This window comes from Paenibacillus sp. Dod16, assembly GCF_049893405.1.
Classification (GTDB): Bacteria; Bacillota; Bacilli; order Paenibacillales; family Paenibacillaceae; genus Paenibacillus_AQ.
Map to the genome: position 1 here is coordinate 82013 of NZ_JBNDYG010000014.1, position 10520 is coordinate 92532.

General features: G+C 53.3%; 9 protein-coding genes and 1 riboswitch. Of the genes, 7 read left to right on the top strand and 2 right to left on the bottom strand.

All coding sequences use genetic code 11. The features are described from left to right. The first annotated feature begins 182 nt into the window (after positions 1 to 182). Positions 183 to 1103, top strand: coding sequence for a proline dehydrogenase family protein (locus tag ACPV3A_RS12855; RefSeq protein WP_426199868.1), 921 nt, complete (start codon positions 183 to 185; stop codon positions 1101 to 1103). A 60-nt stretch (positions 1104 to 1163) separates the two neighbouring features. Here ACPV3A_RS12855 and ACPV3A_RS12860 read toward each other — a convergent pair whose 3' ends face one another. Continuing rightward, positions 1164 to 1628, bottom strand: coding sequence for a hypothetical protein (locus tag ACPV3A_RS12860; RefSeq protein ID WP_339295412.1), 465 nt, complete (start codon positions 1626 to 1628; stop codon positions 1164 to 1166). A 683-nt stretch (positions 1629 to 2311) separates the two neighbouring features. Then, positions 2312 to 2480: riboswitch (cyclic di-AMP (ydaO/yuaA leader) on the top strand. A 134-nt stretch (positions 2481 to 2614) separates the two neighbouring features. Here ACPV3A_RS12860 and ACPV3A_RS12865 point away from each other — a divergent pair. From ACPV3A_RS12865 to ACPV3A_RS12890, 6 genes are all read left to right on the top strand, one after another. Continuing rightward, positions 2615 to 3025 (top strand): hypothetical protein, encoded by a 411-nt coding sequence (locus tag ACPV3A_RS12865; protein WP_426199869.1) that lies wholly within the window; start codon positions 2615 to 2617, stop codon positions 3023 to 3025. 154 nt (positions 3026 to 3179) lie between these two features. Further along, positions 3180 to 3254, top strand: coding sequence for a potassium-transporting ATPase subunit F (locus tag ACPV3A_RS12870; protein WP_074961812.1), 75 nt, complete (start codon positions 3180 to 3182; stop codon positions 3252 to 3254). 30 nt (positions 3255 to 3284) lie between these two features. Further along, a complete protein-coding gene (gene kdpA, locus ACPV3A_RS12875; protein WP_426199870.1) occupies positions 3285 to 4964 on the top strand; it encodes a potassium-transporting ATPase subunit KdpA in 1680 nt (559 codons plus the stop codon). 21 nt (positions 4965 to 4985) lie between these two features. Further along, positions 4986 to 7019, top strand: a complete 2034-nt coding sequence (gene kdpB / locus ACPV3A_RS12880; protein WP_426199871.1) for a potassium-transporting ATPase subunit KdpB — start codon at positions 4986 to 4988, stop codon at positions 7017 to 7019. A 79-nt stretch (positions 7020 to 7098) separates the two neighbouring features. After that, on the top strand, positions 7099 to 7725 hold the full coding sequence (gene kdpC / locus ACPV3A_RS12885; protein WP_426199872.1) for a potassium-transporting ATPase subunit KdpC: 627 nt from the start codon (positions 7099 to 7101) through the stop codon (positions 7723 to 7725). Positions 7726 to 7727: 2 nt separating this feature from the next. Continuing rightward, positions 7728 to 10049, top strand: a complete 2322-nt coding sequence (locus ACPV3A_RS12890) for a histidine kinase (RefSeq protein ID WP_426199874.1) — start codon at positions 7728 to 7730, stop codon at positions 10047 to 10049. Between the two features lie 360 nt (positions 10050 to 10409). Here the strand turns inward: ACPV3A_RS12890 and ACPV3A_RS12895 are convergent. Then, positions 10410 to 10520 (bottom strand): IS3 family transposase (locus ACPV3A_RS12895; RefSeq protein ID WP_426199875.1); only part of this gene is annotated, 111 nt, incomplete at its 5' end.

The following is a 10520-nucleotide window of genomic DNA, read 5'->3' on the forward strand; positions in this document are numbered from 1 at the left end:
ATGATATGAATCGAAGCTTCTGGCCAATGGTCCAGCTGCGAATGAGTCATGGTGGCATGGTTAGGAACTCCTGGTGAAAACCTCTATGTAAGATATGTATGTCTTCCTGCATGCCGTCATGATTTTTGCATATGAGTTAGATAGAGTGCATTTTTGGTTTACCTTGCAGAGGGGGCGCGCGCATGGACGGAACCGAGCTTTACCGCAAAGTGATCCTGACGGTGTCCAGCAATAAACTCGTGAAATGGTTGTCGATCAAGTACGGCCGGAAATTGGCGGGCCGATTCATTGCCGGCGATACCTTGGATGAGGCGCTGGATGAAATCGAGAGGCTGAACGCGAAGGGCATTCTTGTCACGCTGGACCATCTGGGGGAGGGCATCCGGACGCTGGACGAAGCAGCCGGGTATCGGGAGGAATATTTGAAGCTGGTGGAAGGGATCGCGAGGCGTGGAGTGCAGTCGAACGTATCGCTGAAACCGACGCAGATGGGCATGGCGCTGGATCTGGAGAAGGCGTACGAGAACATCAAAATGGTGGTGAAAAAGGCGAAAGAGCACCGCAATTTCGTTCGTCTGGATATGGAGGATTCGCCGTACACCCAGGCGACGATTGATATGACGCTGCGGCTCCATAAGGAGGGGCTGACCAACGTGGGGACCGTAATGCAAGCCTACTTGTTCCGTACGGAGGAGGACGTCAAGAATTTGATGCATGCCGGCGTAAATCTGCGGTTGGTCAAGGGGGCGTACAAAGAGCCGGGAACCATCGTCTTTCAGCAGAAGCGGGAGGTCATTGACAACTATAAGAAGTTGATCAAAATGCATTTTGATCAGGGAGCCTACGTCGCGATTGCTTCGCACGACGACAACATCATCGACTGGGTGAAGGTGTTTGCCGAGCAGAGCCGCATAGACAAACAGGACTATGAATTTCAGATGCTGTACGGACTGAGGATGAACGATCAGGCTGCCCTGGCACAGGACGGCTACCGTATCCGGTGTTATATGCCCTACGGAACGATGTGGTACCCGTATTTCACCCGGCGGCTGGCAGTGAAGCCGGCCAACCTGATGATGGTGCTCAAGAATATGTTCAAGTGAGCGGGGGGAAAACAACCAATTGCAATGGAGAGAGAACGGTAGCTCTTTCTAGCAGCTGTCCTAGAAGGAATAATATGCCTCCGAGCAGTCCATCAGGAAGGAACGCTCCAGCGGCAGGCTGCCTAACCGCATACGGGTGATGTGCTGTTGCAGATTGGCCTCCAGATCGGCGAGGGCCGATACGGCGAGCTGCATTCGTGCGGATCCCCACTGCTGCTGCTTCTGGGCATAGCGAATGGCCTCGGTCACGGGCATACCTCTCAGCCTCGTAAAGACGGATGCCCAGCGGATCAGATCCGCGAATTCTCTTGTGCTTGGCAGGGCATATTCGGCATACCCGGCCGCGTCTTTGCAGCTGATTTTGAACAACCCGCAGTTCCAATCTCGGTCGCTCCAGGGGATAAAGCGTTCAGCCGAGCACCGGTCGAAACGAAATATCTCCATGCAGCGGATGAGCTCTGCATTTAATGCAGGCGATGCGGTTTCGATGACGGGAGCCAGTGCGGCCTCGATGAGTTTCGTCATGATCTGCGCTCCTTTATAGGAATGTTATATGCACGGCAAAAAGGCCTGGTGAGCAGAGTAACCCCGCTCTCCAGGCCTATTTATCGTTAGTGGCCCTGCTACAGTGGCCGCTTCGCTTAAGGCTCGGGAGCTCAGCGTAAACGAGTGTTTCGAATGATGGATGAATCATACGCCGGAGGAATCTAAAAGTAAATGGCCATATTGGACGGATACATTCCGAAAATCGATGAAAACCGTAAAAGAAAACGCGTACATTCGGTTGTGTCATCTATTATCATGGCAAAATCTCGGTATCTCGATAGATTGCGATAAATACAAGAAAACAAGAGAAATACATAGTATAGAGCAGGATTCAAGAGATAATGGAGCGAAACCGGACAGATCCTGTTCGACATAACGCCCCACGTGTTTCTGCTCACATTTACTTCCTGTAAGGCCGGACGTATGATACGAACTATGAATTGACGGACATCGGCAGCAGGCATACGGGCAGCCGTTCCATGAAGACCTAAAGGCTGTGTGGGAGCTGCCGGGTTCTTTATGGATCGAATCTCGGGCGAGGGCACCATGGGCCTTCGCTGGAAATGCAGGATGATGCGACTCTCACCGCTCGAACCTGATGCTGTGCTGTTTTGCCGGGCCTGAATGTTAGTCAATCGCTAATAGAATAACATGCTACTCGTTTTTAATTTTCGCTGAGTCCTTGAATGGAAAAGGAACGGGGGAACCAGTCGGGAGATAAACTTGATCTCTCAGGGGTGAATCCCATGGACAAGATAACGGTCTATGGGTAGGGCGACTCTCACGCCCGAATCCGTCAGCTAACCTCGTAAGCGTATCGAGAGAGGCAACGATTGTCGTGGACTTGGGCCACGGTGTATTTCACCGTGTTCTGATGAAGAAGCCTGCGGGAAGAGTTCTTCTCTTTCCCCAGGCTTCTTTGTTGTTGTCTTCTCTTTCTGAACTTTTTAGGAGGAGAACAAAAGATGGAGAAACCGCAGGAGTTTATCCTGGTATCCGCGCCGAACAAGGCCGGGGAAGAATTTATCCGCCAGTTGATCTATATGCGCATTTCGTTTGCGGCCATAGCCAACAACCGGGTTGAGCAGGAGAGGCTGCGGGAACTAGGCTGCACCAACATGATTGTTATCGATACAAGGGATGAACAAACCTGGATCATTCCCGAGTTTCCCGTCAGCAAGGTGTATTTGTTCGAGAGCAGCTTGAACCTGTGCTGCCGCTATTTACGGATCTGCCGGACATGGACGACGGAGTCGATTTATGTGATTACCCATTCCAGCAATCCGCGATTGATATATAAGGGACTGGGGGCCGATGTGGTGCTTCATACGAACCATCATCAGGTATCCTTCCTGATTTCATCCATTGTCAGCTAAGCGTCTTGGCTGATGTGACCATGAGGTTTTAGGAGGTTATATTCATGCAGGATTTATATATGGTGCTTATCTTGGGAGGAACCTACGGACTGCTCATGCTGTTTATGTCCTGGTGCGGACGCGTGGTTTCGGAACCGGAGGTGGATTAGTTGTGATGATCATTTTAATATGCACGCTCTTTATTTTTCTATATTTGATTTACGCGCTGATTCATCCTGAAAAATTCTAGGGAAACAGCTGAAGGAGGAAGACATTCGTCATGGGCATTTTACAAATTGCCATCGTTATACTCGTTCTGGTGCTGCTGGTAAAGCCGCTCGGAACTTATCTATATCAGGTGTTTCGCAATGAGGGGAATGGAACGGATAAATGGTTCTCCTGGTTGGAGAAACCGATCTTCGCACTGATTGGGTTGAAAGAACGCAAGGGAATGACATGGAAAGGGTATGCCGTCAGCTTTGTGATAACGAATATCGTGCTCGTGTCGGCGGGGTATTTGATTCTGCGGATACAGAGAGTATTGCCCTTCAACCCGAACGGTATCGACAATATGGAATCGACCTTGTCGTTCAATACGATCATCAGCTTTATGACGAATACGAATCTCCAGCATTACAGCGGGGAGTCGGGATTATCCTATATGGCCCAGATGGCCGTCATTACGATGATGATGTTCGCGTCCGCGGCGACCGGGCTATGCGTGGCGATTGCGTTTATCCGGGCGGTGACCAGCAAGGGTACAACCGTCGGCAACTTTTTTGAAGATTTCGTCAAAGCCCACACCCGGGTGTTTATCCCGGCCGCATTTATCATTGCGATGGTACTGGTTGCGCTGCAGGTGCCGCAGACTTTGCAGCCTACGCTCAGCGTCACGACGCTTCAAGGAAGCGAGCAGCAAATAGCGGTGGGACCGGTGGCTGCGCTGGAATCGATCAAGCATCTGGGCACCAATGGGGGCGGGTTTATGGGGGTCAACTCGGCGCATCCGTTCGAGAACCCGTCCCCGCTGACCAATGTGATCGAGATCCTGTGCATGTGGAGCCTCGGGGCGGCGCTTCCTTACACATTTGGTTTGTTCGCGAAGAGCCGTAAGCAGGGCTGGATTATTTTCTCGGTAATGATGACCTTGTTTATCGGATTCCTGTCCTTGAACTATGCGGCTGAAACGAACGGCAATCCGGCGCTGAACCGGCTGGGTATGGATACCTCCCAAGGCAGCATGGAGGGCAAGGAGGTCCGGTTCGGGATCGCCCAGTCCTCCCTGTTCACCACGGTGACGACCGCGGCCACGACCGGGTCGGTCAACAACATGCATGATACGCTCACACCGCTTGGCGGGATTACGCCGCTATCCCTGATGATGCTGAACTCCGTTTTTGGCGGAAAAGGCGTCGGGCTGATGAACATGCTCATGTATGCGATATTGGCAGTATTCCTGGCTGGTCTTATGGTTGGCCGAACACCCGAATTTCTAGGGAGAAAAATAGAGGCGCGGGAGATGAAGCTAATTGCGGTTGTTATCCTGGTGCATCCATTGATCATTCTGGCTCCGACCGCACTTGCGCTGATGACGGATGCGGGGCAGGCGGGCATTGCCCATGCGGGCTTTCATGGCATTTCGCAGGTATTGTACGAATACACGTCTTCCGCAGCCAATAACGGTTCCGGATTTGAGGGACTGTCGGATAACACGCCGTTCTGGAACGTGACAACCGGACTGGTCATGCTATTCGGGCGTTACATTTCGATGATCGCCTTGCTGGCAGTGGGCGGCTCGTTGATGCGGAAGCAATGGGTTCCCGAGACGCTCGGAACGTTCCGGACAGATAATAAGCTGTTTGCCGGCATTCTGATCGCGGTGGTTCTGATTATCGGTGCATTGACCTTCCTGCCAGTACTTGTGCTCGGTCCGATTGCTGAGCATCTGACGATCCGTTAATAGAAAAGGTGGCCTATTTCCATGAATAATACGAGAAAAAAAGCGATGTCCCAAGAGATGGTCCGTCAGTCGCTGAAGGACAGCTTCACGAAGCTGAATCCCGTCCTGATGATGAGAAATCCGGTCATGTTTGTTGTGGAGGCCGGGACGCTGGTTGTTCTGTTGATGACGTTATTTCCATCCTATTTCGGAACAGAGGGCAGTATCGGATTTAATGTGGCGGTATTTGTCATTCTGCTGTTGACGCTGCTGTTTGCAAACTTCGCAGAGGCGCTTGCCGAAGGACGCGGAAAGGCGCAGGCCGATTCCCTTAAGCAGTCGAAGCAGGAAATGACGGCACGTAAAGTGATGGAGAACGGAGGGGTACAATCCGTGCCGTCCACGGATCTTCGCAAAGGAGATATCGTGATCGTCACGCAGGGCGAGATGATTCCCGGGGACGGGGAAGTCATTGCGGGCCTTGCGTCCGTGGACGAATCGGCGATTACCGGCGAGTCCGCTCCCGTCATTAAAGAAGCCGGCGGCGATTTCAGCTCGGTCACCGGGGGGACGCGGGTTGTCAGCGATACGATCCGCGTCCGGATTACGAGCGATCCCGGGGAATCGTTTATCGACCGGATGATCTCGCTTGTGGAAGGAGCCTCTCGCCAGAAGACGCCGAATGAAATTGCGCTGAATACGCTGTTGATCGTCTTAACGCTGATATTCCTGATCGTTGTCGTTACGCTCGCTCCGATTGCGAAGTATCTTGGCATCGAGCTGTCCGTTCCGGTGCTGATCTCGCTGCTGGTATGTCTCATTCCGACCACGATCGGGGGGTTGCTGTCGGCGATCGGGATTGCCGGCATGGACCGGGTGACGCAGTTCAATGTGCTGGCGATGTCGGGCAAGGCGGTGGAGGCTGCCGGTGACATCAATACGATGATTCTGGATAAGACGGGTACCATTACGTTCGGGAACCGGATGGCCAGCCGGTTGATTCCCGTCGGCGGCGAATCGCATGCATCGCTTTCGCAATGGGCGGGCGTGAGCTCACTGCTGGATGAAACGCCGGAAGGACGTTCCGTGCTGGAGCTGCTGAAGCAGGAAAGTCTCGAAGCAGATGAAAGCATGACGGCTGAGGCGGATTTCATCGAATTTAAGGCAGAGACCCGGATGAGTGGGATGGACCTCAAGGATGGGCGAAAAGTCCGCAAAGGTGCGGTAGATGCCGTCAAAGCTTGGGTGCTGTCGCAAGGAGGCTCCATCCCTTCGGATTTGACGCCAAGCGCTGATGCCATCGCGACAGAGGGCGGAACCCCGCTCGCTGTTGCCGTGGATAACCGCATCTATGGTCTAATCTACTTGAAGGATACCGTGAAGCCGGGCATGAAGGAAAGGTTTGATCAGCTGCGCCGGATGGGCATCAAGACGATTATGTGCACGGGCGACAATCCGCTTACCGCAGCGACGATTGCCAAAGAAGCAGGTGTCGATGATTATATCGCCGAGAGCAAGCCCGAGGATAAGATTGCCGTCATCCGCCGAGAACAAGCCGAAGGCAAGCTGGTTGCGATGACTGGTGACGGTACGAACGACGCCCCGGCGCTGGCCCAGGCCGATGTGGGGCTGGCGATGAACAGCGGTACCACCGCAGCCAAGGAAGCGGCCAATATGGTGGATCTGGATTCGGATCCCTCGAAGATTATCGAGGTGGTTGCCATCGGCAAGCAGCTGCTAATGACGCGTGGCGCGCTGACCACGTTCAGCGTCGCGAACGATGTCGCCAAATATTTTGCCATCATTCCCGCGATGTTTGCAGCTGTCATACCGAGCATGAATGTTCTGAACGTCATGGGATTGGGTTCTCCCATGTCGGCGATTCTGTCGGCGCTGATCTTTAATGCGATCATTATTCCGCTGCTCATTCCGCTTGCGATGAGGGGCGTAGCCTACAAACCGATGAGCTCGTCGAAGCTGCTCCAGCGCAATGTACTGGTCTATGGCTTAGGCGGCGTGATCGTACCGTTCCTCGGGATTAAGCTGATCGACATGATTGTCCATCTATGGATCTAGATATGATAATCGTGCCGGGGAATAGAGATAACTCGAAAATGGTTTATATGGAAGATATGAAGGAAGGGATCGAGGAACCATGAATAATTCGTTGCAAAAATCATCCGCTGCGCCTCGCGCCGGGGCGGGGGCAGTCCGCATCTCTCTGGGCATGGCCCTAAGAACGAGCCTTGTATTTATCGTGTTATGCGGTTTTCTCTATCCGCTGATTACGACGGGAGCCGCGCAGCTGCTCATGCCGAAGCAAGCCGGCGGCAGCTTGGTCACGGATTCCGGCGGAAAGGTGGTCGGATCGGAATTGATCGGCCAGAACTTTACGGAGCCTCAGTATTTTCACGGCAGGGTGTCCAGCATTGAATATAACGGAGCCGGCTCAGGCAGCAATAACTATGCACCTTCCAACCCGGACCTGATCGATCGGACGAAGGCCTCGATTGAAGCGTGGAAGGAGAACAACCCGGACGTTCCGGTGAGCAAGGTTCCGATGGATCTGGTTACGAATTCCGCCTCCGGATTGGATCCACACATCTCGCCGCAGGCCGCGAATATTCAAATTCCGCGAATCAGCAAGCTGACTGGAATTACCGAGACAGAGCTTAATCAGTTGGTAGAGGAGCACACAGAAGGACGGGACTTGGGCGTGTTCGGTGAACCGCGCGTCAATGTGTTGAAGCTGAACCTGGCGCTGACCGAGCTTCTTGATTGATCATGGACCTCTTTCGGAGAAAATCACCGGAGGAAATCTTAAGGTCGATTGCGAAGCTCCACCATGGAAGGCTTAAGGTATATATCGGGGCCGTAAGCGGTTCGGGGAAAACTTATCATATGCTTCGCGAAGGACATACCTTGAAACTGCAGGGCATCGATGTTGTCATATGCGCGGTATCCACGATGCAGCGTCCGGAAACGGTCGAGCAGGTCCGGAATCTGGAGCGGGTGCCCAGCATCCATTGGGTGGAGGACGGCGTAGAGAAGAAGGATCTTGATCTGGAACTGCTGGTGCAGCGCAACCCGGAGGTGGTGCTTGTCGATGGGCTTGCCCACCGGAATCGGAAGGGGGCGAAGCATGCCACGCGGCTGGATGACATCCGATTTTTGTTAAGCCGGGGGATTAGCGTCATCACGACGGTCAATGTGTATGAGCTGGATGACGTCCAGGATATTGCAGTCAAGCTGACAGGCATTAAGGCTAGTTATACGGTTCCTGCCGATACGCTAGAAAACGCAGACGAGGTGGTGCTCATTGATGTAACGCCTGAAACAATGCTGGAGCGGGCACAAGGCGGCTTGCTCGGGGGTGGAAGCTTATGGAAGGAGGGTAATCTGGCCGTGCTTCGGGAGCTGACGCTTCGCCTCGTAGCCGAAGGGGTAAACCACTCGCTGGAGCGGCACCGCAAGGAACGGGGATTGGTCGGCCCATCGGGAGCCCATGAGCGAATATTGGTATCCACCCAGTATCATTGGAACGGATCCATTTATATGCGGCGCGGACAGCAGATCGCGAAGAGATTGAACGGTGTGCTTATGGCCGTTACGTTTGTGAATCCGAGGTTAGAGCTCACGAAAGAGCAGGCGGCCTTCAAGCGATCTTTGCTGAAACTGTCGGAGCGTATCGGCGTCAAGCTTGAAGAGCTGCCTCTCCATTCGCGTAGGAAGCTGGCTGACGTGCTTGTTCAATATGCGTTGGAACACCATGTGACCCGCATTGTGCTGGGTCATTCGAAGCAGACCCGTCCGCAAGAGATGCGGCAGGGCTCGCTCCTTCAGGATCTGCTGAAGAAAACGCGCGGGATCGATATTTTTATTGTGGCGGATCGGGCGGCGCATGACGGAGAACGGATCATCCCGGCGCAGATCCATCCGCGGCGAGTTTCCTCCGATTCGTTTCACCGATTGAATGAGCAAGAGCTGGACCGGAAGATGGAGCAGGTCAAGCGCGGGCGGTTTAAAGTCTATATCGGGGCTGCCCCGGGCGTGGGCAAGACGTATGCGATGCTGCGCGAAGGAAATGATCTGCTAAAGAAGGAATTGACGGTTCTTACCGGACTGTTGGAGACGCACGGCCGGATGGATACGCGATCACAGATCGGTGATCTTGAGGTTCTTCCGCGCAAAGAGATGGACTACCAGGGATCACGCCTTGAGGAGATGGATACCGATGAGATCATTCGTCGCAGGCCTGACGTGGTTCTTGTGGATGAGCTGGCGCATACGAATGTTCCCGGAAGCAAGCACAAGAAACGGTTTGAAGACGTGCTGGATATTCTGTCGGCCGGCATCTCCGTCATTACGACCATGAACGTGCAGCATTTGGAGAGCTTGAATGATGCCGTCAAGCAAATGACCGGCGTTCGTGTTCGCGAGACGGTGCCGGATCATATTCTGCAATTGGCCGATGAGGTTCAGCTCATCGACGTTACGCCGGAGTCGCTGCGGCAGCGGATGAAGGAGGGGAAAATTTATGCGCCGGAGAAAATCCCGCAAGCCCTTGGTCATTTTTTTAAGACGGGAAACCTCATTGCCTTAAGAGAGCTTGCCTTAAGAGAAATTGCGGATGATGTAGACGAGAGACTGGAGTCATGGCAGCGCAGCAGCTCGCTGCGGGGGCCGTGGCGTCGCGAGGAGGTTATCTATGTCATGCTTGGTGAAGGTCCCCAGGGAGAACGACTCATTCGCCGAGGCTTCCGGATCGCCCATCGGCTGAAAGCGGCCTGGTATGTGGCATTCCCTCTGGAGCGGCATCACAGTCTGTCTCTTGATGACGAACAGCGCCTGACGGCGCTTCAGACGTTAACGGAACGTCTCGGAGGAACGTTCACCGTGCTGCCGGTAAACAAGGTGCCAACCCGCGCCGTTTCTTCCCAATTGGTCGCAGCAGCAGATGCGGTCAAGGCCACCCAGTTGATTATCGGACAGCCGCAGATGGCTGGATGGAAGCTGTACGCCCAGCGGAGAATGATCCGGAGCCTGCTAAGAAGCGCAAGGCATATGGATGTGCTGGTGGTTGCGGATTACGATCCGCACGTTTGACGGCTTAAGCGCAGGGAACTGAACGTTTTTGAGAGGACCGGGGACACAAGAGGCGTTGGAAATGCTGAAAGTGCAGGAAATACAGGAAATACAGGAAATGCAGGAAATGCAGGAAATGCAGTAAACCGCAGTAGATGCGGAGACGCAACAATTCGGAAAGCAAGAACACCGAGAACGAACATGGAACGAACATTCCGGAAAGCAAGAACACAGAAACCCAACAAACATGGAAACGGAAGAACGCAAACATGACGAGCGGGTTATGCAATCCTAACGCAATTGACACGGATAACACCAAAAAGCCCACAGACCTTTAACTTAAATGTGAACTGACCCCATAAAGTTAGACATATTATTTTATTAGGCAATTTGTTGGGCATGAGTTCGGTACTGTACCGGACTCATGCCTTTTAGTTTTGCTTTAATTCGCTTGTGATTGTAATAATCGATATATGTAGAAAGTTCTTGTTT

Excerpts from the sequence above, each read along its gene's own strand:
- ACPV3A_RS12860 (WP_339295412.1), bottom strand. The coding sequence starts at position 1,628 with ATGACGAAACTCATCGAGGCCGCACTGGCTCCCGTCATCGAAACCGCA.
- ACPV3A_RS12855 (WP_426199868.1), top strand. The coding sequence starts at position 183 with ATGGACGGAACCGAGCTTTACCGCAAAGTGATCCTGACGGTGTCCAGC.
- kdpB (WP_426199871.1), top strand. The coding sequence starts at position 4,986 with ATGAATAATACGAGAAAAAAAGCGATGTCCCAAGAGATGGTCCGTCAG.
- ACPV3A_RS12890 (WP_426199874.1), top strand. The coding sequence starts at position 7,728 with ATGGACCTCTTTCGGAGAAAATCACCGGAGGAAATCTTAAGGTCGATT.
- kdpC (WP_426199872.1), top strand. The coding sequence starts at position 7,099 with ATGAATAATTCGTTGCAAAAATCATCCGCTGCGCCTCGCGCCGGGGCG.
- kdpA (WP_426199870.1), top strand. The coding sequence starts at position 3,285 with ATGGGCATTTTACAAATTGCCATCGTTATACTCGTTCTGGTGCTGCTG.
- ACPV3A_RS12865 (WP_426199869.1), top strand. The coding sequence starts at position 2,615 with ATGGAGAAACCGCAGGAGTTTATCCTGGTATCCGCGCCGAACAAGGCC.